Origin of the sequence: Alistipes shahii WAL 8301 (assembly GCF_025145845.1) — a bacterium.
In the GTDB taxonomy this organism is placed as follows: domain Bacteria; phylum Bacteroidota; class Bacteroidia; order Bacteroidales; family Rikenellaceae; genus Alistipes; species Alistipes shahii.
Genome location: NZ_CP102253.1, coordinates 1,797,081 through 1,820,978 on the forward strand (window position 1 = coordinate 1,797,081; position 23,898 = coordinate 1,820,978).

23 protein-coding genes are annotated in these 23,898 nt (G+C 62.1%); 18 read left to right on the forward strand and 5 right to left on the reverse strand.

What is annotated here, in order from left to right; translation table 11 throughout:
- The first annotated feature begins 74 nt into the window (after positions 1-74).
- From mraY to NQ492_RS07790, 5 genes are read left to right on the forward strand one after another with little or no spacing between them, the layout of a single operon-like run.
- A complete protein-coding gene (gene mraY / locus NQ492_RS07770) occupies positions 75-1,319 on the forward strand; it encodes a phospho-N-acetylmuramoyl-pentapeptide-transferase (RefSeq protein WP_015546861.1) in 1,245 nt (414 codons plus the stop codon).
- A gap of 1 nt (position 1,320) precedes the next feature.
- The gene (murD, locus tag NQ492_RS07775) at positions 1,321-2,670 is read left to right on the forward strand and encodes a UDP-N-acetylmuramoyl-L-alanine--D-glutamate ligase (RefSeq protein WP_022062120.1); all 1,350 of its coding nucleotides are present in this window, start codon (positions 1,321-1,323) and stop codon (positions 2,668-2,670) included.
- Between the two features lie 3 nt (positions 2,671-2,673).
- Positions 2,674-4,047: an FtsW/RodA/SpoVE family cell cycle protein gene (locus tag NQ492_RS07780; RefSeq protein ID WP_138265709.1), complete on the forward strand. Its 1,374-nt coding sequence runs from the start codon at positions 2,674-2,676 to the stop codon at positions 4,045-4,047.
- A 10-nt stretch (positions 4,048-4,057) separates the two neighbouring features.
- The gene (locus NQ492_RS07785) at positions 4,058-5,167 is read left to right on the forward strand and encodes a TlpA disulfide reductase family protein (RefSeq protein WP_015546858.1); all 1,110 of its coding nucleotides are present in this window, start codon (positions 4,058-4,060) and stop codon (positions 5,165-5,167) included.
- A gap of 1 nt (position 5,168) precedes the next feature.
- The gene (locus NQ492_RS07790; protein ID WP_015546857.1) at positions 5,169-5,564 is read left to right on the forward strand and encodes an RNA-binding S4 domain-containing protein; all 396 of its coding nucleotides are present in this window, start codon (positions 5,169-5,171) and stop codon (positions 5,562-5,564) included.
- Between the two features lie 435 nt (positions 5,565-5,999).
- On the opposite strand, the gene pth is transcribed toward NQ492_RS07790, so the two are convergent.
- The 3 genes from pth to galE form a co-directional block, all read right to left on the reverse strand.
- The gene (gene pth / locus NQ492_RS07795; RefSeq protein ID WP_015546856.1) at positions 6,000-6,563 is read right to left on the reverse strand and encodes an aminoacyl-tRNA hydrolase; all 564 of its coding nucleotides are present in this window, start codon (positions 6,561-6,563) and stop codon (positions 6,000-6,002) included.
- A 9-nt stretch (positions 6,564-6,572) separates the two neighbouring features.
- Positions 6,573-7,145, reverse strand: a complete 573-nt coding sequence (locus NQ492_RS07800) for a 50S ribosomal protein L25/general stress protein Ctc (protein ID WP_015546855.1) — start codon at positions 7,143-7,145, stop codon at positions 6,573-6,575.
- A 249-nt stretch (positions 7,146-7,394) separates the two neighbouring features.
- Positions 7,395-8,426: a UDP-glucose 4-epimerase GalE gene (gene galE, locus NQ492_RS07805; RefSeq protein ID WP_149886975.1), complete on the reverse strand. Its 1,032-nt coding sequence runs from the start codon at positions 8,424-8,426 to the stop codon at positions 7,395-7,397.
- A 225-nt stretch (positions 8,427-8,651) separates the two neighbouring features.
- Here galE and kbl point away from each other — a divergent pair, with 225 nt between their 5' ends.
- Positions 8,652-9,839, forward strand: a complete 1,188-nt coding sequence (gene kbl / locus NQ492_RS07810; RefSeq protein ID WP_015546854.1) for a glycine C-acetyltransferase — start codon at positions 8,652-8,654, stop codon at positions 9,837-9,839.
- A gap of 9 nt (positions 9,840-9,848) precedes the next feature.
- Complete coding sequence (locus NQ492_RS07815; RefSeq protein ID WP_022061173.1) at positions 9,849-10,322, forward strand: Lrp/AsnC family transcriptional regulator; 474 nt, start codon at positions 9,849-9,851, stop codon at positions 10,320-10,322.
- Positions 10,323-10,433: 111 nt separating this feature from the next.
- Here NQ492_RS07815 and NQ492_RS07820 read toward each other — a convergent pair whose 3' ends face one another.
- On the reverse strand, positions 10,434-11,417 hold the full coding sequence (locus NQ492_RS07820) for a magnesium transporter CorA family protein (RefSeq protein ID WP_015546853.1): 984 nt from the start codon (positions 11,415-11,417) through the stop codon (positions 10,434-10,436).
- A gap of 69 nt (positions 11,418-11,486) precedes the next feature.
- Positions 11,487-12,044, reverse strand: a complete 558-nt coding sequence (locus NQ492_RS07825; RefSeq protein ID WP_118406358.1) for a type 2 periplasmic-binding domain-containing protein — start codon at positions 12,042-12,044, stop codon at positions 11,487-11,489.
- Between the two features lie 356 nt (positions 12,045-12,400).
- Here NQ492_RS07825 and NQ492_RS07830 point away from each other — a divergent pair, with 356 nt between their 5' ends.
- The 11 genes from NQ492_RS07830 to NQ492_RS07880 all read left to right on the forward strand — a co-directional run bounded on the left by NQ492_RS07830 (position 12,401) and on the right by NQ492_RS07880 (position 23,876).
- On the forward strand, positions 12,401-13,450 hold the full coding sequence (locus tag NQ492_RS07830; protein ID WP_015546852.1) for a hypothetical protein: 1,050 nt from the start codon (positions 12,401-12,403) through the stop codon (positions 13,448-13,450).
- Positions 13,441-15,801, forward strand: a complete 2,361-nt coding sequence (locus NQ492_RS07835; RefSeq protein ID WP_015546851.1) for a hypothetical protein — start codon at positions 13,441-13,443, stop codon at positions 15,799-15,801. Before NQ492_RS07830 ends, NQ492_RS07835 begins: the two co-directional genes overlap by 10 nt.
- A complete protein-coding gene (locus NQ492_RS07840; RefSeq protein ID WP_015546850.1) occupies positions 15,801-16,061 on the forward strand; it encodes a hypothetical protein in 261 nt (86 codons plus the stop codon). The genes NQ492_RS07835 and NQ492_RS07840 overlap by 1 nt, the downstream gene beginning before the upstream one ends.
- 2 nt (positions 16,062-16,063) lie before the next feature.
- Complete coding sequence (locus NQ492_RS07845; protein ID WP_015546849.1) at positions 16,064-16,936, forward strand: Clp protease ClpP; 873 nt, start codon at positions 16,064-16,066, stop codon at positions 16,934-16,936.
- A 184-nt stretch (positions 16,937-17,120) separates the two neighbouring features.
- Entirely contained in the window at positions 17,121-18,098 is a 978-nt protein-coding gene (locus tag NQ492_RS07850; protein ID WP_015546848.1) for a hypothetical protein, read from the forward strand.
- Between the two features lie 69 nt (positions 18,099-18,167).
- Positions 18,168-19,394 carry a phage portal family protein gene (locus tag NQ492_RS07855; protein WP_015546847.1) on the forward strand — a complete coding sequence of 409 codons (1,227 nt, stop codon included), beginning with the start codon at positions 18,168-18,170 and terminating at the stop codon, positions 19,392-19,394.
- A 559-nt stretch (positions 19,395-19,953) separates the two neighbouring features.
- Positions 19,954-20,427 carry a DUF6712 family protein gene (locus tag NQ492_RS07860; RefSeq protein ID WP_259874070.1) on the forward strand — a complete coding sequence of 158 codons (474 nt, stop codon included), beginning with the start codon at positions 19,954-19,956 and terminating at the stop codon, positions 20,425-20,427.
- The gene (locus NQ492_RS07865; RefSeq protein ID WP_015546846.1) at positions 20,402-20,827 is read left to right on the forward strand and encodes a phage holin family protein; all 426 of its coding nucleotides are present in this window, start codon (positions 20,402-20,404) and stop codon (positions 20,825-20,827) included. Before NQ492_RS07860 ends, NQ492_RS07865 begins: the two co-directional genes overlap by 26 nt.
- Complete coding sequence (locus NQ492_RS07870; protein ID WP_022061220.1) at positions 20,820-21,221, forward strand: hypothetical protein; 402 nt, start codon at positions 20,820-20,822, stop codon at positions 21,219-21,221. The genes NQ492_RS07865 and NQ492_RS07870 overlap by 8 nt, the downstream gene beginning before the upstream one ends.
- A gap of 34 nt (positions 21,222-21,255) precedes the next feature.
- Positions 21,256-22,734 carry a ComEC/Rec2 family competence protein gene (locus tag NQ492_RS07875; protein ID WP_259874072.1) on the forward strand — a complete coding sequence of 493 codons (1,479 nt, stop codon included), beginning with the start codon at positions 21,256-21,258 and terminating at the stop codon, positions 22,732-22,734.
- Positions 22,731-23,876 carry a THUMP-like domain-containing protein gene (locus NQ492_RS07880; protein ID WP_044054235.1) on the forward strand — a complete coding sequence of 382 codons (1,146 nt, stop codon included), beginning with the start codon at positions 22,731-22,733 and terminating at the stop codon, positions 23,874-23,876. Before NQ492_RS07875 ends, NQ492_RS07880 begins: the two co-directional genes overlap by 4 nt.
- Positions 23,877-23,898 lie beyond the last annotated feature (22 nt).

Below are 23,898 nucleotides of genomic sequence, written 5' to 3' on the forward strand. Positions count from 1 at the left end.
TTCATTTGTTCGCTTGTCGTAATGCCACCGTATGGTAATTTTTAATTTTTCATTCTTAATTTTTAATTGAAACCATGCTTTACCATCTATTCAGGTACCTGGACGAGGCCTACGACCTCCCCGGCTCGGGAATGTTCCAGTACATCTCCTTCCGCGCCGCGGCAGCCATCATCCTCTCGCTGCTGATCGTCATTATCTTCGGACGTTCGATCATCGACTTCCTGCGCCGCAAGCAGATCGGCGAGGAGATCCGCGACCTCGGGCTTCAGGGCCAGTTGCAGAAGAAAGGCACGCCCACGATGGGCGGCGTGATCATTCTCGTCGCCATCCTGGTCCCGATGCTGCTCTTCGGCAAGCTGGACAACGTCTACATCCAGCTGCTGCTCGTGTCGACGGTCTGGCTCGGCCTGATCGGCGGTCTGGACGACTACATCAAGGTTTTCCGCCACAGGAAGGAGGGGTTGAAGGGCCGTTTCAAGATCGTGGGGCAGGTGGGCCTCGGCGTCATCGTCGGAACGACCATGTGGCTCTCGCCCGACATCGTCGTGCGCGAGAAGGTCACGCAGCCCGTGCAGACGGTCTATCTGAACGAGGACGGCACGGTGCTCGAAACGGTTCAGCGCCACGTGGTCGTCAGCTCCGAGAGCCTCAAGACCACGCAGACGACCATCCCCTTCGTCAAAAACAACGAGTTCGACTACGGATGGCTGACGGGCGGAAACTCCGTTGCCACATGGATTCTCTACGTGCTGGTCGCGATTTTCGTGGTGACGGCCGTGTCGAACGGCGCCAACCTCACCGACGGCCTGGACGGTCTGGCGACGGGAGTTTCGGTCCCGATCGTCGCCGTGCTGGGGGTGCTGGCCTATCTTTCGGGCCACATCGTCTATGCCGACTACCTCAATATCATGTACATCCCGGGCAGCGGCGAGATGGTGGTCTTCGCCGCGGCGCTGGTGGGGGCGCTGGTGGGTTTCCTGTGGTACAACTCCTTCCCGGCCCAGATCTTCATGGGCGACACGGGTTCGCTGGCCATCGGCGGCGTGATCGCCGTTTTCGCGCTCTGCATCCGCAAGGAGCTGCTGCTGCCGCTGCTGTGCGGCGTCTTCCTCGTGGAGAGCTTCTCGGTGATGATGCAGGTCGGCTGGTTCAAGTACACCAAACGCCGCTACGGCGAAGGGCGTCGCATCCTGTTGATGTCTCCGGTCCACCACCACTACCAGAAAAAGGGCATCTTCGAGACCAAGATCGTTCTCCGTTTCTGGATCATCTCGCTGCTGTTGGCGGCCATTACGCTGGTAACGCTGAAAATAAGATAATATGAAACAGATCGTCGTTCTGGGCGGGGGAATCAGCGGCTACGGTTCCGCGATCCTCGCCAAAAAGAAGGGGTTCGGGGTCTTCCTCTCCGATGCGGGGCGCATTGCCGACCGTTACAAGGCCAAGCTGGACGAATGGGAGGTCCCCTACGAGGAGGGCGGCCACACCGAGGAGCGCATCCTCGCGGCCACGGAGGTCGTCAAGTCGCCCGGCATTCCCGATACGGCCCCGATGGTGCGCAAGATCCGCGAGGCGGGCATTCCGGTGATCTCCGAAATGGAGTTCGCGGGCCGCTATATGGGCAAGGCCAAATGTATCTGCATCACCGGATCGAACGGGAAGACCACCACCACGTCGCTTATCTACAAGATCATGCGCGACGCGGGGATGAACGTCGCCCTCGGCGGCAACATCGGCGAGAGTTTCGCCTGGTCGGTCGCTACGGGCGACTACGATTGGTATGTACTGGAATTGAGTTCTTTCCAGTTGGACGGAATGTATCGGTTCCGGGCGCATGTCGGGGTGCTGATGAACATTACGCCCGATCACCTCGACCGCTACGACCATTGTTTTCAGAACTATGCCGACTCGAAAATGAGAATCGTGCAGAATATGACCTCGCGCGACTGGTTCGTCTACTCGGGCGATGACGAGGTGATCTGGAACGAGATTCCGAAGTACGATTTGAGGATGCGCCAGCTGCCCTTCGCCGCTAAAAACGCCGTGGCGAGCGGTGCGGGCGACGCGTTTCTCTGCGACGGGAAATTCACCGCAACGGCCGGCAAGGCGTCGGTGGAGATCGACACCGCAAAGTTGCAGATCAAGGGGCTTCACAACGCCTACAACGCCATGGCCGCGGCCCTCGCGACCCTTGCGGCGGGCGTCGCCCCGGCGAAGATCCGCAAATCGCTCTACGCCTTCGCGCCCGTCGAACACCGGCTCGAACCCGTGGCGGAAAAGGACGGCGTGCTGTGGATCAACGACTCGAAGGCCACCAACGTCGATTCGGTTTACTATGCGCTGGAGAGCATGACGCGCCCCGTGGTGTGGATCGCCGGCGGGACCGACAAGGGCAACGATTACGAGCCGCTGAAGGCCTTCGCCCGGGCGAAGGTGCACACGCTGGTGTGCATGGGTCTCGATAACGCCAAACTGGTCCGGGAGTTCACGGGCGTGGTCCCGGAGGTGGTCTCGACCGATTCGCTCGAAGCGGCCATGACGGCCTCGAAGGCCGCGGCGCGTCCCGGCGATGCGGTGCTGCTGTCGCCTGCCTGCGCGAGTTTCGATCTTTTCCGGAATTACGAGAACCGCGGCGAACTGTTCAAGAACTGGGTCGAAGAAAAAGCATAGCCGATGGTGCGGGACGAGAGCAGATACGACGACCGGGCGACGGCGGAGGCGGCGCGCGACGCTGCGCCGCGCGGCGGCAGGCGGACTTCGGGGAGCGGTGACGCGGCCTCCGGCGAGGAGTGCGCCTGCGGGACGGAGACGGCCGGGAAATCGGGGTTCCGCCTCTTTACGGGCGACCGCGTGCTGTGGATCATCGTCGCCGCGCTGGCGGTGATCTCGGTGTTGGTGGTCTACTCCTCGACGGCCAAGATGGCCTACGACGCCCATACGGCCCGTACGACGGCGCATTTCCTGCGTCAGCAGTTGTTGCTGCTGGTCGGCAGCCTGCTGATCATGGTCGCCGTGCAGAAGATCAACTGCCGCATTTACAATCTTCTGGCCCGGCCGGCCTATTTTCTTTCGGTGGCGCTGACCGTCGCCGTCTATTTCATCGGAGCGACGACCAACGGCGCAGCCCGCTGGATTCCGCTCGGCCCCTTCCAGTTCCAGCCCTCCGAGGCGCTGAAGGTCGCCACGGTGCTGTTCCTCGCCCGGCAGCTCGCCGGACGGCAGTCGAAGATCGACAAGATACGCATCGTGCCGACGTGGAAGTTCTGGACGTGGCGTTCGTCGCCCGTGCAGCGAAAAATCTGGCGCGAGGGTACGCGCCCCATTCTGCTGCCGGTCGTCGTTTCGGCAATGGTGATCTTTCCGGCGCACACTTCGTCGGCCGTGCTGGTGTGCCTGGCGTCGTGGGTGATGATGCTCATCGGACGCGTCCGTTTCGGGGAGCTGATGAAACTCGTGGGATGGGGCGTTGCGGCCATCGTCGTTATTATGACGCTGAACCTCGGGCGCAGCGAGACCGCCGAAGGGCGCGTTTCGACGTGGATTCACCTCTGGACCAAGTCGCAGACCGAGAAACCCATCGAACACCTCTCCGACACGGAGCGTTCGATGATCGCCATTTACAACGGCGGCATCCTGGGCGAAGGCGCCGGGCAGAGCGCCATGCGCGTGGAGATGATCCACCCCGAGAGCGACTATGCCTATGCCTTTTTCGTCGAGGAGTACGGCTTCATCCTGGCCGTGCTGCTGCTGATGCTCTACCTGTGGGTCTTCTTCCGGGGAATCGAGATATTCCGGCGGTGCGGAACCGCCTTTCCGGGATTGCTGGTGCTGGGGCTTGCGTTGCTGATCACGTGTCAGGCGCTGCTGCATATCATGGTGACGGTGAACCTGATCCCCGAGACGGGGCAGACCCTGCCGCTGATTTCGCGCGGCGGCTCGTCGATGCTCTTCACGATGATCGCCTTCGGGATGATCCTGAGCGTCAGCCGCCAGAACGACGAACAGTCGCACGACCGGCCGAAAAGCGAAACGTTGTACGAAAAATAGGAGAAAACCGATGAAACAACCGCTCTCCCTGCTTGTTGCCGCGGTGGCCGCAACGGCTTGCGCTCCCGCCGTTCCCGCCGGCGAATTCCGGATTGTCGGAAAAATCGAGAACGTGCCCGACGGCGCGGTAGTGCGTCTGTATGAACCGCAGGGGCAAATGTTGCGGGGAATAGGCGTGGATACGCTGGCAGGCGGTCGGTTTTCCTTCCGGGATACGGTCGTTTTCCCGAAAGTTGTTCAGATCAGTGTGACGGTTGGGGATTACCGGGGCGGTACGCTCGATGTTTGGGTTGCCCCCGGCAAACGTATCGAGGTCCGTGGTGAGGATAAGCAGGCTTGGCTTTGGGAGGCCGCTTCGGACATTGCGGAGCAGGCGGACGAAGACATGTACTGTGCTCTGGTCGAACCTCAAATCTGTGAGTTGAATTGGTTTCAGGACATGCTGAATACACAGCAGGATTTTGCCCGTTATATGGAGCTGTTCGGGCAAGTGTCGGAGAAAACCGTCCGTCGTATGCAGACGGCTCCCGTGACGCGGGTCTGGTTGAACAAACTGGCCGAATGCGCCCGTCTTTTGCAGTTCGGAATAGGTACAGCTCACAAGGGCGAAATGCTTGCGCTTTACGACCGGATGACGGAAGAACAGCGGCAGTCTCCGATGGGCCGGCGGATTGACGCTTATCTCAATCCGGCTCCGGCGGTCGGAGCCGGAGACCGGCTGGTGGACGGCGATCTGTACGATGCGGATGGGAATCTGCATCGCCTGGCGGAATTCATCGGGAAATATATTTTGCTCGATTTCTGGAGTGCGGGCTGCGGTCCGTGCGTACAGGCGATTCCCGAACTGCAAGAGATCGCACGAAAGTATGCCGGCAGGGTTGCGGTTGTGAGCATCAGCCAAGACCCGAAGCCGGTGTGGAAGGAGTTTATTGCCGAAAAACAGTTGGTCGGAAACCAATGGAACGAACTTGTAGACGGAGATACCGGGCTTGGGATGCGTTATGGGGTAAAGGAAATTCCGCATTTCGTGTTGATCGCTCCCGACGTCCGGATTCAGGATGTATGGCAGGGTTACGGCAAGGGGAGCCTGCTGGAAAAAATGGAGCAAAACATCAAGTGATATGGACGATATTCGTTTGGACAAGTATCTTTGGGCAGTGCGGGTGTTCAAGACCCGCAGTGATGCCGCAGATGCCGTGCGCACGAACAAGGTGACGGTAAACGGCGCTTATGCCAAGCCTTCGCGCGAGGTGAAAATCGGCGATGTGATCGCCGTGCGCAAAATGCAGGTGACCTATTCCTACAAGGTGCTCGATCTGGTGTCGAGCCGTCAGCCGGCGAAAAACGTGCCTCTTTACTGTCTCAACGTTACTCCGCAGGAGGAGCTGGACAAACTCAACGTTCCGCGCGAGACGATCTTCATCGTCCGCGACCGCGGTACGGGCCGTCCGACCAAGAAGGAGCGGCGCGAACTGGACGGGCTGATGGAGGAGATCTATTACGACGAGGAGGAATAAAAGAAGAGTCCCGGCAGGAGCGCAATCCCGTCTTTTTCCTGAAGAATTTGAAGAGAAGAAGAAGGCATCCTGCCGGGTTCTTTTTTTAGCGGAATCCGGCAGGTCCGCGCAAAACGAAAGGGCGGCGCCGATCCTGGCATCTGAGGCTTTTGGCGGGCCCTGCACAACCAGAAAACAGCACACACCCTTCCGGGGGTGCTGTATCTGTTGTGCATAAAATTCGCCAAAATTTCAGATGCTTCGATACAACGTACTATGTCAAGAACGCAATAAAGTCGGAATTCTCCTTACAAAGGTACTAAAAAGCCGGAACGTATCCAAAACCGAACCGTCCTGCGGTTCGGCAAAACCTCCGGACCCTTAAAAGGGCCGTACAACCTCAAAGGTAACGAAAAAAAGCGGAAATGCAAAAAAGCGGCCCGAAAGCCGCTTTTCCTATTTCTTGTTGAAATTGGTCATGGTCAATTGGGTTCCCACGGTCGCGAACGACCGGATGGCGTCGACAAAGACCTTCAGCCGCTCGGGAAGGGCCTTCCGTTCCTCGTCGGTCCATTCGCCCAGTACGTATTCCACCTGGTGCCCCTTCGGGAAATCGCCGCCCACGCCGAAGCGCATGCGGGCATACTCCTCCGTTCCGAGCAGTTCGGAGATGTTTTTCAGTCCGTTGTGCCCTCCGGCGCTCCCCTTCGGGCGCAGGCGCAGCGTGCCGAAAGGCAGCGCGATGTCGTCCGAAACGACGAGCAGATTCTCCGGCGGAATCTTCCCGGCGTCCATCCAGTAGCGGACGGCCTTGCCCGAGAGATTCATGTAAGTCGAGGGTTTCAGCAACACCAGTGTCCGGCCCTTGTACTTCGCTTCGGCCACGTCGCCGTAACGTTGGGTGGTAAAAACAGTGTTGGACGCCTCTGCAAGGGCGTCCAACACGTTGAAACCGATGTTGTGACGGGTTTCGGCGTATTCGGCGCCGATATTCCCCAGCCCAACAATGAGGTATTTCATATTCCCGGCTTATTTCGCAGCCTCGGCAGCTCCGCGCGACGCACGGGTTACGCGAACGGCGCAGACGGCGGTCGTAGCGGGGGTGATGAACTTCAGGTTCTCGAACTCGAGGTCGCCGACGAAGATGGTCTTGCCTACGCCCAGTTCCGTAACGTCCACGACGATTTCGTCGGGAAGGTTCTCGACCAGTGCGCTGACGACCAGTTTGCGGGCCGACAGGGCCAGCTTACCGCCGACCTTCACGCCCTCGGCGTTGCCGGTCAGGCGTACCGGAATGGCGATTGATACGGGTTTGCCCTCGGCGATGCGGTAGAAATCCAGGTGGAGGATCTCCTCGCGTACGGGGTGGAACTGTGCCTCACGCAGCACGGCCTGCTCTTTCTTGCCCTCGATGTCGAACTCTACGATGTAGGAGTTCGGGGTGTAGATCAGGGGTTTGATCTCGCGGGGGTCTACCGAGAAGGTCTCGGTTTCGCCGTTGCCGCACAGTACGCAGGGGACCATGCCCTCGCGGCGAATCGCCTTGGCGGCCTTCTTGCCGAAATCGGCGCGTTTTACGGCCTTGACTGAAATGGTTTTCATAATGAAAATTTGTTTTTTAATGTGTGTTGCCTTCGGCGGTTCTCAATGCGGACTCTGCGGACCGCATCCCATTTCCGCCTGCTTTGGGAGCGCAAAGATAAGGTAAATAATTAAGAATTAAAAATTAGGGATTAAAAATTGTTTCACAACCCGCAATTGTCCAAAACGTTTGGACGTCTGCGGTGAGTTGTAAAAGCGAGCCTCGACTTTATCAGAGTCGGGACTCGCCCAATTTTTAATTTTTCATTTTTAATTTTTAATTCCCCGAATGTGCTTCTCCCAGGCCCAGGCGGCGGCGAGCGTCTGGTCGAGCGTGCGCTCGGCAGTCCAGCCCAGTTCGGTGTTCGCCAGCGTGGGATCGGCCCAGATGGCGATGATGTCGCCCGCACGGCGCGGTGCGATCTTGTAGTTGAGCTTCAGGTGGTTGACCTCCTCGAACTTGTGCACCAGTTCCAGCACCGAGACGCCGCGGCCCGTGCCGACGTTGAAAATCTCGTAGGCCTGCTTGTTCTTGTCGCCGGCCATGCGGTTGATCGCCGCCACGTGGGCTTTGGCGAGGTCCACGACGTCGATGTAGTCGCGGATGCACGACCCGTCGGGCGTCGGGTAGTCGTCGCCGAAGACCGAGAGGCACTCGCGCAGTCCGGCGGCGGTCTGCGTGATGAAGGGCACGAGGTTCTGCGGCACGCCGCGCGGCAGTTCGCCGATCAGCGCCGAAGGATGTGCGCCGATGGGGTTGAAATAGCGCAGCGCGATGCCTTTCATGCCGGGGTAGGCGGCGAGCGAGTCGCGCAGAATGTCCTCGCACATCTGCTTGGTGTTGCCGTAGGGCGAAGTGGCCGGCTTGCGGGGCGTCTGCTCCGTCACGGGCTGCTTCTCCGGCTCGCCGTAAACGGTGCACGACGACGAGAAGACGATGTTCCGGCGGCCGAATTCACGCATCAGGCCGATGACGTTCATAAACGAGGTGAGGTTGTTGCCGTAGTATTCGAGCGGCTTCTGCACCGACTCGCCCACGGCTTTCGACGCTGCGAAGTGGATCACCGAGTCGAATTCGTACTGTTCGAAGACCTTGCGGAAAGCCGCCCGGTCGCAGCAGTCGACCTCGACGAAGGGGATGTCCACGCCGGTGATCTTGCGCACGCCTTCGACGGCGTTGAGGTCGCTGTTCGAAAGGTTGTCGACGATCACCACGTCGTAGCCGGCGTTGATGAGTTCCACGGAGGTGTGCGAGCCGATGTAGCCTGCACCGCCGCTGACCAATACACACGATTTTTTCATAGGTAGCTGGTTGTTATTTGAGCAACAAAGGTATTAAAAAATTATGCGGCGGCAAAAAAACGCCGCCGAAAAAACCTCCCGGAAGCCTTGGAGGCGTGGCGAATAACAAATTGTAACCCGGCGTGAGAAAAAAGCGTTCGGAGAGTGTCTGTTTTCGGAAATTTATCGTACATTTGTAACAGATCGACACTTTGCACTCGGAATTTCATCAAAAAATTAACGGATATGTACGGGAAAATCAAGGAGCACCTGCAACATGAACTCGCCGAAATCGAGGCCGCAGGGCTTTACAAACGGGAACGGATCATCGCTTCGCCCCAGCGGGCCGAGATCGAGGTTGCAGGTCGGAAGGTGCTCAACTTCTGTGCCAACAATTACCTCGGACTGTCGGACAATCCGCGGCTGATCGAGGCGGCGAAGAAAGCAATGGATGCCCGCGGCTACGGCATGTCGTCGGTGCGCTTCATCTGCGGCTGCCAGGACATCCACAAGGAGCTGGAGAAGGTTATCGCCGACTATTTCGGTACGGAGGACACGATTCTCTACGCCGCCTGCTTCGACGCCAACGGCGGCGTGTTCGAACCGCTCTTTTCGGAGGAGGACGCCATCATCTCCGATTCGCTGAACCATGCTTCGATCATCGACGGCGTGCGTCTGTGCAAGGCCGTGCGTTACCGCTACGCCAATGCCGACATGGGCGAACTGGAGGAGTGCCTGAAGAAGGCGCAGGTCCAGCGGTTCCGCATCATCGTCACCGACGGCGTATTCTCGATGGACGGCAACGCCGCACCGCTCGATCGGATCTGCGCTCTGGCGGAAAAGTACGACGCGCTGGTGATGGTCGACGAGTGCCATTCGGCGGGCGTGCTGGGCGAAACGGGCCGCGGCATCACCGAACTTTACGACCTGCGCGGGCAGGTGGACATCCTCACGGGTACGCTCGGCAAGGCATTCGGAGGCGCCGTAGGCGGATTCACCACCGGCCGCAGGGAGATCATCGACATGCTGCGCCAGCGTTCGCGTCCCTACCTTTTCTCGAACTCGCTGCCCCCTGCCGTGGTCGGCGCCGGGATCGAGACCTTTAAGATGCTCGCGGAGAGCCACGAACTGCACGACCGGCTGGTGGCCAACGTCGAACATTTTCGTGCCGGAATGATGGCGGCGGGTTTCGACATCAAACCCACCCAGTCGGCCATCTGCGCCGTGATGCTCTACGACGCCAAACTGTCGCAGGAATTCGCCGCGAAATTGCAGGACGAGGGCGTTTTCGTCACGGGATTCTACTACCCGGTGGTTCCCAAGGGTCAGGCGCGCATTCGCGTGCAGGTCTCCGCAGGCCACACCATCGAACAGCTCGACCGCTGTATCGCCGCCTTCACGAAGGTCGGCAAAGAACTGAATGTCATCAAATAACTTACTGCCATGGCTAAAACCGCATTGGACGCGATCGACCGCAAGATCCTCAAATACCTCATCAAGAATGCGCGCATGCCTTTTCTGGAGATCGCCCGCGAATGCGGCATCTCCGGCGCCGCCATTCACCAGCGCATCCGCAAGCTCGACGAGTCGGGCGTGATTCTCGGGAGCCGCCTGATCGTCGACCCCAAGATGATGGGCTTCGACGTCTGCGCCCACATCAGCATCACGCTCAAGGACCCGCAGCTGCTGAAACAGACCGTCGAGGAACTGCGGAAAATTCCCGAGATCGTCGAGGCGCATTTCATCACCGGCAAGGGCAACATCCTCGTCAAACTCTACTGCGTGGACAACGAACACCTCATGCGTACGATTTTCGACGGCATTCTGCGCATTCAGGGCATCGCCACCACCGAGACGAACATTTCGTTGCAGGAGGTGTTCCAGCGCGAGGTGAATATCGACTTTATCGACGAATAGGTTGCAGATTGCCGGAGGTATCTCCGTACTGACGACACACAAGGGGGCTGTATGCAATACAGCCCCCTTGTGCGTTTCGGTGCAATCCGCGTCCTGCCGGAACTTGAAGTGTCAGAGCCATTTTTTGTACTTGAAGTACCAGATCGTCAGGGCCGAGCAGAAGATCATCAGCCCGATGGCGAAGATGTAGCCCAGGGGGATGTTCCAGCCGTTGCCGAGCGTCAGCGTCCAGTCCAGTTCGGGCATGAACTTGAAGTTCATGCCGTAGATCGAAGCGATGAGCGTCGCGGGCATGAAGATCACCGCCGCCACGGAGAAGATCTTGACGATCTCGTTCTGTTCGATGTTGATCAGACCCAGCGCCGCGTCCTGGATGTAGTCCAGTCGCTGGAAACTGAAATCGGCGTGGTTGATCAGCGAGTTGACGTCCTTGATCATCAGCTGCAGGCGCGGATAGATGTCGTTGGGGAAACGTTCGGAACGCAGGATGCCCGACAGCACGCGCTGGCGGTCGAAGATATTCTCGCGCAGCGACATGGTCGATTCCTGCAACGCGCTGATGCGGTGCAGCACCTCCTTGTCGATCGAATTCTCGGAGTTGATGTCCTTCGAGAGCGCCGCGACCTGCTTGGCGATCAGCTCCACGAGGTCGGCGTCGAAGTCGATGCGCACCTCCAGCAGCGAAATGAAGAGGTGGTAGCCCGTCGAATAGCTGCGGTAGTTCATCTGGAGCCGTTTTTCCGTCTCGCGGAAGGTCCGGAACTCGGCGCTGCGCACCGAGACCAGCACACCCTCGTTCGAGATGATGAACGACACCGGTTCGACGATGAACGAGTCGCCCGTGGGGACGAAGAAGTTGGAGTTGGAGATGATGGAGTTCTCGTTCTCGGAGTATTTCGACGTCGACTCGATCTCCTCGACCTGCTGTTTGGTCTGGAGGCTGATCTCCATGAAGTTCTCGACGGCCTTCTGCTCCTTGATCGTGGGCAGCAACATGTCGATCCACAGGATGTCGTCGTAGCCCAGTTCATCGAAGAGCTTGGTGTCGGCATTGCGGATGATCTTGTTGTATTGCTTGAGGTAAATTGTAATCATAAGACGCTCTCTTAAAGTTCGTGAATCCGTTTACGTGCAGAGAGGCGGATCTCCGGTCCGCTAAGCTCTTCAGCCGGGATTGGCTCTCGGAACCGCCTTGAGGCCCGAGTTCCAGAACTTTTTCAGCGCTTTGTCTTTCTGATTGTCGAAGATGTAGTCGAAATGTGCGAGTTCCGCGTAGGCGCGCCCGGGATCGGCCGCGAAAGCCGATTCGAGAATCGCCTCGTAGCCGTGTTCGAGTCCGTAGGTCAGGGCATGCTGCAAGGTCTCGACGGCGTCGGGGTCCGTGTCGGCGTGCGCCGCCCAGACGGCGAAGGCGCAGGGAAGTTTTCCGAACGGTTTCCACGCCCCGACCAGCGCGTCGTCGCTGGCGAGCAGGGCCTCCTTCGATGCGGGAACGCCTCCGACGCAGTATTCGGTGACGATGCGCGCGTCTGTCAGCGACGGCATGGCGGCGGCCGGAATCAGGGCGATGTCGGCTTTGTGCTCGGAAAAGGCTTGGATTGTTTCGGCGGGGTCGGACAACAGCAATCCGGCGCGGAGGTTATCTTCGTGCTGGATACCATAGATGAATGGCGTCGTGCTGAAGCACGACACGACGGCTATACGTGGAACTATGACCATCATCCATAAGGTGTAAAACTGTTGGTTTGCGAAACAAAGGTACGACAAAATCCCGAAGTTTTTCTATAAAATGTGGAAAAAGTGCATCGGGGTCTTGACAAGGGGGTGTCCGGTGTCGTATATTTGCCGTACGATTCACAGCCGGCCGGCAGGGACGGCAAAGTTATCAACATCGGGAAACGCTTCTGTTTCCGCATTTTGTGAATTGTTATCTCCATTTATCGACAAGTTTTAAACCCGTTGTCAACAATCCGGTCGCCTCTGTGCCTGTGATGCCGGAAGTGTCAAAAGCATCCGCATGCCGCATTGCGCCGTGTCCTGCGGCGAATGAATACAGTCATCTCTCTTAAAAATCCATTATGCTATTTACTCGAATTCCGCAACAGTACGCCCCGCTCGGCGGGGAACTCCGCTACGCCGTCAGTCAGGAGACGGCCGGAAACATCGACATCCGCATCGTCGATGCGGCGGCCGGGTCCGCAGCCGGAATCGGCGCGGCGGTCTCGCCCGGCGGTGCAGACAGAGCCGGCACGCGCGGACCGGTCGGCGACGGCAGTGCGCTGCTGGGTGCAAAACGTTTTGCGGCCGTCGCCGAGGCCGCGTTCGATGCGGCGCCCTACCTCCGGCGACGGCTGCATTTCACGCCCGCAACGGGGCGGACCGGATTTTACCCCGCCGAAGGACGGACCGTCACGGCCGTCGTCGAGGCTGCCGGGACGGATGGGGAAGCGGCCGCGGCGGTCGCTCCGGCGCGCACGTTTCTGCCCGGCGACGCCCCCGGAACGCCCGGCCTGCGGACCTCGATGCCGCTCGTGCGTCTGATCCCGGAGGACGCATGCGACGAACTGACGCTGCTGACCGACGGACCCTGCATCGTGACGGTGACGGCCGAGGCCGGGGACACCGCGACGGCCGAAAGTTACCGCGCGAGCGAGGCGGGGCTGCACCTGTTTCGTCTCGACATGCGCGATTTCCCGGGCGCGGAGCGTGTGACGGTCGATGCCGGGACGTGCGGCACGGTCGTCTATTCCGTGACTCCGGCCGTTCAGGGACAGGTGCGGCTGGCTTGGCGGAGCAGCGCCGGATCGGTCGAGCACTACACCTTTCCCATCGTGCGGACGACAACCGTGCGCACCGAAAGGCGCGAGGCGGAGGGTCCGCAGGGACGTGTGGTCGCGGCGGCGGAAACAGACCGCGAAATAGTGCTCGTATCGGCCTACGAGACCCGGAGCATGCTGGAGCCGCTGGCCGAACTGACAGCGACGGCAGCGGCATGGATCGTCACCGAAAAGCGTTATATACCCGTAGACATCGCCACCGAAGAGGCCGTCGTACAGCGGCGCGGCACGTTGAGCTGTCTGGAGATCGCCATTCGCCCCAAACGTAAAAAACACGCAGCATGGAACTGAAAATCGACGGACAGATTTGCGACCTGAAGGCGGGGAGCATTGCCGTTCCCGGCTACGATGCCGCACGGCTCGCCGATCCGGAGGCTTGCCGCGAAGGGCGGTCGCTGAAAATCCCGATTCCCGCGACGCCGCGCAACGATGCGCTCGTGGGGTTTGCCTGCGATCCGCACGCCGCCGGCGGGTTCAACGACGCGCTCCACACGGCGGAGCTGTCGGCCGAAGGTTCGGCGCTGATCGGCGGAACGGTGCGCCTGCTGGCCGCGTCGGGAGAGGGGTACACGCTCGAAATCCGCGACGGAGGGGCCGGATGGGCCGAAAATGCCGCCCGCCGCATGTTTTCCCGATTGGGGGTGGCGTGGGACAATGTCGTGACCCCGACGGCGATCGTCGAGAGCTGGACGGACGACTCCCCGGTGAAGTTCTTCCCCATCCACCGCGACGAATACCGTCGGCAGAACAGCTCCTCGGACCTGCTTCCGGCGGAACGCCTGCTCTCGGTGGAGGACTACCACCCGTTCCTGCACGTCGCCACGCTCGTCGGGCAGATTTTTCGGGAGGCGGATTACGAGGTGAAGAGCCGCTTTTTCGAATCGGCGTTTTTCCGGTCGCTCTACATGAGCGGGGCCTACTCCTCGCGCGACACCACGGCGGCGGCCGGCCGCATGGGCTTCTCGGCGCGGCGGCTGGCTCCAGCGACGGCTGCGGCGAACGAACTGGGGCGGGTTTCGGCCAACCCCAAGGCCGTCGCCAACACCGTGGGCAACATCGTCGACACGGCCACGCCCCAGAGCGTCGACGCCGACGGCGAGGCGATCGACGGGCTTTTCAACAACGGCAACTGTTTCTCGACGGACAACGGCAAGATCGTCTTCACGCCGCCGACGGAGATCAGCGTCGGGTTCGAATACCGCCTGAAATACACCACCGCCCACCGCATCGTCTCGCGGACGCGGCTCAAGGGCTTCGATACGGTGTATCTCGGTCCCGGGGCCGAGTTCCGGTTCGAGCTGGCCAACCGGTACAGGGACCTCCGCGAGGCCGTTGCGCCGAATTTCACCTACCGCGCGCTGGTTTTCGATCACCTCGCCGGGGCGCAGTACCGCCTGACCTACACCCGCAACGGCGTGCCCGGCACGGTGTGGACCGACTTTGCGGCCCGTTCGGCGCAGGTCACCACCCCGGCCTCGGGGACCGTCGCCGATCCCGTGCTGCTGGTCCGCAGCGGTTCGCAGTGGGTCGCCTACCGCGGCGACTGGGCGCTCTACAACGGCTACGTCGGCGAGACGGGGCAGACGATGGTCGAGGTGCGGCTCCGCACGGCCGCCGAGAGCGTTTCGCCCGCATCGCCCAAGTATTTCAATCTGATCTACTTCGCGGGGGCGGAGCCCGGGATGGCGCTGACCCTGCACAAGGAGTGCTCGCTGCGGCCGCGCTTCCTCTCGGCTCCGGGATTCGGGTCGCGGATCGCATTCGCCGATGTGGCGCAGCACCGCATCCGGCAGTCGGAACTGCTCGATGCCCTTGCGCATCTGTTCAACCTGCGGTTCTACACCGAGGAGGCGACGCGGAGGGTCTGGATCGAGCCGGAAGGGGAGTTTTTCGGTGCGGGGCCGGAGACGGACTGGAGCGGCAGGACGGACTTTTCGCAGCCTGTCGAGCGGCGGCCGGTCGCCCCGGAGATTCACGAGGTGCGGACGTGGCGGTACCGGGACGGCGACGGCGCGGTGGCGCGCTTCGACGCCGGGGAGGAGGCTCCGCTCGGGGCGTGGAGTTTTGCGGCGGATTCCTACGCCGCGATGCAGGGCGAAAAGGTGCTGCGCAATCCGCTGTTCAGTCCCTCGCTGAATGCCGCGGGGCATTACCTCAATGCGCCGTCGGCGCTGATTCCCGAGGTCGGCGACCGCGACGACGCGGAGGAGGACGGAACCAACTTCACACTCCGCATCGTCCGCTACGCCGGGATGCATCCGCTGCCCGGCGACGAGCGGTGGGGGTATCCTTCGGGGCGTTCGGAGTATCCGCTCGCGGCGTTCCATTTCGCGGGGGACGACGCTGCGGAGGGGTTCACGCTCTGTTTCGAGGACCGCGACGGACAACAGGGGCTGCACCGCTTCTACGACGGGCAGGTGCGCCGGGAGGCCTCCCGTGAGCGGATCATCCTCTCGCTGCGGCTCGCGCCTCACGAATTCGAAGCCCTTCTGACGCCCGGAACGGGAGCGCCGGACATCCGTTCGGTCTTCCGCATCGACACCGGAGCAGGCGTGGTGCGGGCCGCGCTGCACGCCGTCGGCGACTACGACCCGGCGAAAGCCTCGGTGCGCTGCACGTTCAACCGCCTCATGGAAGACTGATGACGCGGCACGACGAACTGTTGGCCGAAGCGGTGCTTCGGGAGGTCCGGGGGCTTACGACCCGGCAGGCGGTATTGCGGTTGTTCGAACTGGGGCTGGTCAGCCGCCGGGGGTGTGAACAGTGCGCGATCCGTGACGAAATCGGGCGGCTCGAAAAGGAGGGCATGTCCCGTTGCGAAGCCTTCGAGGTCACAGCCGGGAAACTCTGCTGCTCTTACGAGAAGGTGCGCAACGCATTTTACAACACTTACAAACATTAATCATGGAATCGGAAATTCAAATCAACAACACGGCCGGGGTCTGCCAGATCGACATCGAAGGGACCATCGGCGTACCCGAGGAGTGGCAGTTCGAAGAGCCTGACGCCCGGGTGGCGACCTACGAGCGTTTCCGCGACACCCTGCGGCGCATTGCGGAGATCGAGGCCCCGGAGGTGGTGGTCAACATCCGCTCGACGGGCGGCGACGTGAACGACGCGCTGCTGATCCACGACGCGCTCCGGCAGCTCCCGGCGCGGGTCACGACCCGCTGTTACGGCTATACGGCCTCGGCTGCGACGATCATCGCCCAGGCGGCGTCGGAGGGGTGCCGTCTCCTGTCGGCCAATGCCCTCTATCTGATCCACACGGCCATCTGTTCGACCGAGGGAAATGCCGCGGAGATCGCCGGGAAGATCGACCTGCTGCACCAGACCGATGCGCGTATCGCCGCGGTCTATGCATCCCGTTCGGGGCGTCCGGCCGCGGAGTTCGAGGCCCTGATGGCCGAGAACAACGGCAACGGCCGCTGGCTCGCACCCGAGGAGGCCGTTGCGGCGGGACTGGCCGACAAAGTGGTCGAAGCTGCGGAGCAGCCGGCGTCCTCGCTGGCGCGGAATATCGCCCGGGGCTGGGAGCGTTTGCTGGCCAATATCGGTCTGCGGCCCGGCCCGGCGCTTCCCGCCGACCGCAACGTTCTCCATTTCGACGGGGAGGTGCAGGCTCTGCGCAGCCGTTCGGCTGTTGCGGCCGACGAAGCCCGCCGGCAGGCCGCGCCGACCTCCACGCAGCCGCGCGAGGACCCTTCCTGCGGCGACACGGTCCGCTCGGCCAACGAACGCGCCTATGCCGAAGACGCCAGGCGCATGCGCAATTAAAAATTAAGAATTGAAAATTGCCAAGCGGGGGGCTTCGGGCTGCCGATTCACCGGAGGCGAATCGAAAATCTGCCGGTCAGGAACAAAAGGAGGTTTCGGCCTAAAATGGAAGTCCGGCGATACCCGCCCTGCGGAGGCAAAACAAACAACCAAATTCATCAACCATTTAAAACCAAAAACAACCATGACTTACCTCGAAAATTCGAAACAGTACACCGGTTCCGACCTCGAAAACATCTTCTTCCGCCCGATGCTCACCGGGGAGTCGGCGCAGGACCTCGGCGTGCGCGTACTCTACAACATGCCCCAGCCTACGCACGTCCAGCTCTGGGACGGCCAGCGCAACATCCTCCAGAAATTCACCTCCGCAGGCTGGGCCGGGGGCAAAGCGGCGACCAAGTACGAGAAGACGGTCAATCTTAACCGGGTGAAGGCCGAACTGGGATTCTCGGCCGCCAACTACTTCTCGATGGTCTACGAGAAGGTCTCGTCGCTGGTCAACACCCACATGGACGACCTCTCGGGCACGGAGCTCGAACAGGCCGAAACGGCGCTTTTCAAACAGGCCCTCGCCGAGAATATCCGCGTCACGATGTGGATCGGCGACACCTCCGCGGCGTCGGGTTACAACACCTTCGACGGACTGCTGAAGCGCATCAACGGTCTGGTCGACGACGACGGCGTCTATAACTTTTCCTACCAGGCGGCCGCGCTCGAAGACCCGGCCTATGCGGTCGAGCTGTTCGACAAGCTGTGGGCCGGGGCCGATCCCCGCATCCCGGGCCTCAAGGCCGACGACCGGCTGGCCTACTTCGTCTCGTCGGACATCTACCGCCTCTACGAGAAGTACCTCGATGCAAAGGGCGCCGACGCGGCCTACGCCGATGCGATGAACGGCCGCCGGACGCTGGCCTACCACGGAATTCCGGTCGTGGACGTAAGGCTGGGCAGCTACCTCGGCGCCACCTCCTTCCGCCAGTCGTTCGTCATGCTCACCGACCGCCGCAACCTCGTGCTGGCCGTCAACACGGCCGACATGCCCGGCAACGAGGTGCGCATGTGGTACAACCCCGACGAGATGGAGAACCGCCAGCGTGCGGTCTTCATGGCCGGAACCCAGATCCTCGACGAGGCGCTGATCTCCTTTGCATACAAGCAGTAAAAACCCGGGAACGCGCATCCGCAGGGGCTTTCCCCGCGGATGCCGCGTCCCTGAAATCCGAAAAACGCCATGAGCAAAACGAAAAAAATCAAGACGGCCGTGGGGGTTGCCGACCGCACGGACCCCTATTATGCGCTGGGGCCGTCGCGGGTCGAGAGCGACAAATTCTGGCGCTGGGGCGACGACAACCTCTTCCCGGCGGCGCTGGCGCTGATGGCCCGGCGTTCGACGACCCACCGGCGCATCATCAACGACAAGGCCGACTACATCTCCGGCAAGGGATTCACGTGCGACGAGGCGCAGCAGCCGCAGCTGGCGGCCTTCGTCCGGTGCGTCAACGGCCGGGGCGAGAGCCTTCGCCAGGTGCTGGGCAAGCTGGCCTTCGACAAATCGCTGTTCGGCAACGCGTTCCTCGAAGCGGTCACCGACCCCGGGCACACCTTTCTGTCGCTCTACCACCAGGACGCCTCGCGCTGCCGCGTGGCCCGCGACTCGAAGCACGTCCTGCTGCACCACGACTGGGCGGCGTTCAAGCCCGCCGAGGCGCGCTCGCTGCCGCTCTACCCCGACTTCGAAGCGCAGGAGGACGGCACGCTGCGCTCGATCGTCCATTACAAGGATTACGAACCGATGTTCGAACACTACGGCGTGCCGCCCTACATCGCGGGGTTCAGCGTCTCGGCGATCGCCTGGAAGACCGACCGCTGGAACATCTCGCGCCTCGACAATTCGTTCCAGCTGTCGGGCGTGATGATGCTCGACTCGTCGGTGGACAACGAGGCCGAGGCCGAACGCATCGTGCGGCTCGCCGAACAGAAGTTCGCCGGGAACCCCGGGCAGGTGATGTTCGTCATCCGCGACGGCGGCGAGGACGACAATTCGCGCTTCATCCCCATTGCCGCGCAGAACGAGGGCGACTGGCAGGCGCTGCACGAACAGGCCGTCGGCGACATCGTCGTGGCCCACTCGTGGTTCCGGACGCTGAGCGGACTGGACTACGCTGCGGGATTCAGCGCCGAACGCATTCTGCACGAATACGAGGTGGCGCTCAACACGGTGATCCTCGCCGAGCAGGACGAGCTGACGGAGCCGATCCGCGCCGTCATCGCCTCGGTGCTGGGGCTGGACACGACGTCGCTGCAAATCGTCAACCGTCCGCCGACCCGCTCGAAACCCATCTACATGAAGGTCTGGGAGGCCCGCAAGGCCGACGGACTCGACTACGACCCGGAGGATGAACGCCAGCAGGCGTTTTTATCCGAGATTACGAAGTATAATATTAGAAGTATCGAATAAAATGCATAGCTTCCGCGGGGCATTCTGCCGCTTTTGCCGCGAAAAGCGACATGCGGATGGTTTTGGCGCTTTTAACTTCGCTACGCTCGTTTTCCTCCTTCTGGCACGGCATAGCCCGCAAGCGGTCTCTGCTCGTGCTGCGTGCGTCGGTTGACATCAAAAGTACAGAGAAATCCGCGACGATGTCGCGGGCGTTTTGTACCTTTTTTCCGCAAAAAGGTACCCAAAAATCCCCGGCAGATGCCTGCGCCTACTCCGTCCCGTCTAACGTTCGAAACGGGCGCCTATTCGCGGGTTTGCAAGCAAACCGGCCCCGTTTCTTGCCACTTTTAGCCGGGGCTTCGTTTCACGGCTCCGGCATCGGGCCGGGATCTTTCGCCGCCAAAGGCGGCGCAGGCGTGAGACGCCTGTTTTATGGGTGCTTGCACAGAACGGGATCGCAGTATCCTGCCGTCGCCCCTGAAAGCGGTTTCAAACCGCTTTACGCTTTTTGCCGAGCGGGATTCTCATCACGTGACATCGGCAAACTTTCAACTTTTCACTTTTAACCTTCCACCTTATGAATACGTTAGTCACACCCCTCCAGGTGCTGAAACTCGCCTTCGGCGAAGGGGAATACCTGCCGCCGGAGATCATTGCCGAAGCCGACATTGCCGGAGCCGAACAGCGCCACATCGTCCCCGTCGTGGGGCGGGCGCTCTACGAAAAGCTCCTCGCAGGCTCCTATCCCGACTTCCGGACCGAATACCTCGCCTCCCCGGCAGCCCTCTTCACGCGCGCCGTCCTCCAGCCGCGGCTCGACGTCCGCACCGGGCAGTGCGGCACGACGGCTCCGAAATCCGCCTATGCCCAGCCGGCCGGGGACACGGCCCGCCGACACCTGCGGCGCGCCCTGCTGGCCCAGGCCCGCACGCTGCTGCACCGCGCCGCGGAGCACCTTCGCGCACACCGGAATGAATTCCCGGAATACGATCCCGAGAACGACATCTTCAACCGCTGTACGACCGATGGAGGCTTTGTTCAGATTCGTTAGCGGCGTGGCGGCGGGGATCGCCGCGCTGTTCGCACCGATCGGGCCGCTGGCGGCCACGACCGTCGTCTTCATCGGCGTCGATTTCCTCTCGGGAGTGGCGGCCGACCGCGCTGCGGCCCTCCGCGAAGGGCGCGCATGGTATTTCGAGAGCTGCAAGGCGTGGCGCACGGTGCTCAAGCTCGCCCTCGCGCTCACGGCGATCTCGATGGCGTGGCTGATCGACAGCTGCGTGCTGGATTTCATGCGGCTGAACCTCGCGCGGCTTCTTACGGGGTTCACCTGCGGCGTGGAGCTGTGGTCGTTTCTCGAAAACGCCGCGCAGCTCTCCGACGCTCCGCTGTTCCGCTGGCTGCGCCGCTACGTGCACCGCCGCATCCGGAAGGAGGCAGGCGATGAGTAGGGGTTTGTCGAATTGCAATCCGGGGAACATCCGGCAGTCGAAGGTGCGTTACAAGGGCGAAGTGCAGCCCTCCCGGGACCCGGCCTTCAAGCAGTTCGAGTCGCTGGCCTGGGGCTACCGGGCCGTCTTCGTGCTGTTGCATACTTACCGGGTCCGCCACGGCCTGCGGACCGTCCGCGGGATGATCTCCCGCTGGGCGCCGCCCGTGGAGAATCACACCGAAGCCTACATTCGCGCCGTGGCCGCCGACACGGGCATCGACCCCGACGAGCCGCTCGACACGCTCGACCCGGCGACGATGATCCCCCTGGCCGCCGCCATCTCGCGCGTGGAAAACGGCACGGCGGCGGACCGCGGCGAAATCGAGCGCGGCTGGGCGCTGTTTTCCGATTGATTTTGCTATCTTTACGGCTCAATAGACTGTCCGGATGAAGATTTTCCGCCTGCCCGACCGGCTCGACCGTATGCCGATGCTCAAGATTCTCGTGTTTTTCGCCGCGGGAATCGCGCTGGCGGGCCGCTACGAACTGCCCCTGTGGTTTCTCGCAGGGGCTTTCGTCGTGACGGGCGTGCTGGCCCTGTCGCTGCGCTCGTCGGCCGCCACGGCCGCAATGATCCTCACGGCGGGGTTCGCCGCGGCGCAGTTCCGTGCGCCCCGGGCCACCGTGCCGCGGGGCGTGCACACGGTCTATGAGGTTACGGTCGAGGGGTTTCCGGCCGACCGGGGCCGTTATGCCGTCGCCGATGCGTCGGTGGCGGCATGGCGCGATCCGGTCGACGGACGCTGGCACGCTTCGGACGCCCGTATCCGGCTATACGCCGATTCGCTTGCGGGGTTGCATGCCGGGGAGCGCATCCGCTGCCGGGGCGCGGTGCGGCCGTTTCGCGGCGGTGCGGAAAGCTATCGCCGCCTGATGGCGCGGCGGGGCTACGCCGGAACCCTGTGGATTGCGGAGCGGACGCTTCTCGAACGGCTTCCGGACCGGCATGCGGGCCTGCACCGCAGGGCGGTCGAAAGGCTCTCCCGGCTGCCGATGAGCGCCGGGGCTGCGGCCGTCGTCGAGGCCATGGCGGCGGGCGAGCGGCGCGGCGTCACGCCCGAACTCCGCACGGCGTACTCCCGGAGCGGGTTGTCGCACCTGCTGGCCGTATCGGGACTCCACACGGGGATCGTTTTCGCGCTGGTCAATCTCGCGCTGTGGTGGCTGCCGCTTTTCAGGCGGGGACACCTGCTGAAAAACCTGCTGGCGGCCGTTGCCGTGTGGCTTTTCGTCGCGGCGGCGGGGTTTCCGCCCAGCGCCGTCCGGGCCGCGGCGATGTGCACGGTCCTGCAGGCGGCGCTGGCCTCGGCGTCGGAATACGTTGGGCTGAACGCCCTGGCCGCGGCGGGATTCGGGATGCTGGTCTGGAATCCCAACTGGCTGGGCGACATCAGTTTTCAGCTGTCGTTCGTCGCCGTGGCGGCCATCCTCGCCTGGGGCGTGCCGCTCTGCCGCCGCTGCCGGACCCGGTGGAAGGGCGTGAACGTCGTCGTCGACGCCTATCTGATCGGGTTCGTGGCGACTGCCGCCACTGCGCCGCTCGTTTCGCACACGTTCGGCGTCGTGCCGCTGGCCGGACTGGCGGTCAATCCGCTGGCCATCGCGCTGGCCGGGGTCGTGGTGTTCGGCGGCGCATTGTGGATGCTCGCACCCGTCGGATTCCTCGCCCCGGCGTTCGGGTTCGTCACGGGGAGCGCCGCCGAAGGGATCAGCGCGCTGGCCCGGCTGACCGCCTCGCTGCCCGGAGGTACGGCCGATTACACCCTCGGCGGATGGCCGACGGCGGCGGTCTACGCCGTTTTTGCGCTTGCGACCCTTGCGGCGTGGAGCGGCGAACCGAAAAGAAACGTACCTTTGCGGACGTGATTACCCCCGAAGAATACTCCCTTCTGCTCACGGACGAAGTGCGGCGCGCCGTCGCCGCCGCACGGGGCCGCGACCCGCTGGAGGTGGCTCTGGACCGCACCGTCCCCCACGCCCGGCTCGTGGCCACGCAGGTCAAGTACCTCGCGCGGGCTGCGCAGAAACTCCCTTCGTACGCCGCGGCGCAGTGCATCCTGCCGCCGCTGGCCTTCGAGCAGGCGTCGAGCGAGGCGTGCGCCGCCCACAAACTCCTCGAAGGCGACACGGTGCTGGACCTCACCTGCGGGCTGGGTGCCGACGCCCTTTTTTTGAGCCGCCGCTTCCGCCGTGTGGTGACGCTCGAACGCAATGAAATGCTGGCCCGCGTGGCCGCGGAGAATTTTTCCAGAATGGGCGTCGCGAATGTCGACGTAGTGAATGCCTCCGCCGAGGAGTATCTCCGACGCGACGGCCTGCGTTTCGACTGGATTTACGCCGATCCCGACCGCCGCTCGGACAAGGGCCGCAAACTGGTGCGGCTGGAGGATTGTTCGCCCGACATCGTCGCCCTGAAGCCGCGTCTGAAGCAGGTTTCGGGGCGTCTGTGCGTCAAGAACTCCCCGCTGTTCGACGTCGGCGAGGCCCTCCGGCTCTTTCCCGACAGCCGCGTGGAGGTGCTCTCGCTCGGCGACGAATGCAAGGAGGTCGTGGTCTATGACGACGGCACGGGACCGCTCGTCACCGCCACGGCTCTCGGGCGCGGGAGTTTTTCGGCCGCTCCGGGCGAGACCGCACCCCCTCCGGGCCGTTTCGACCCGGAGCGTTACGGCTATCTGGTGATCCCCGACGTGTCGTTGCAGAAGGCCCGTCTCGCGCGGATTCACCTTGCGGGAAAAGCCAACATCTGGAGCGACAACGGCTACGGCTTCGCCGTGGAGGAGCCGGAAGGCGTGCTGGGACGGACCTTCGCCGTCGAAAGCATCGAACCCTACGATCCCAAACGGCTCAAGCGCGAACTGAAAGGCCGCGAGGCGGAGGTGCTCAAGCGTGATTTCCCGCTCGCCGCCGAGGAGTTGATGCGCCGCCTGGGGCTGCATGCCGGGGCCGGCCTGCGGCTGGCCTTCACGAAAATCGGGAACGATTTTTGGGTTATCCGTTTAAAATAGCTACATTTGCCTGATTGCCAGG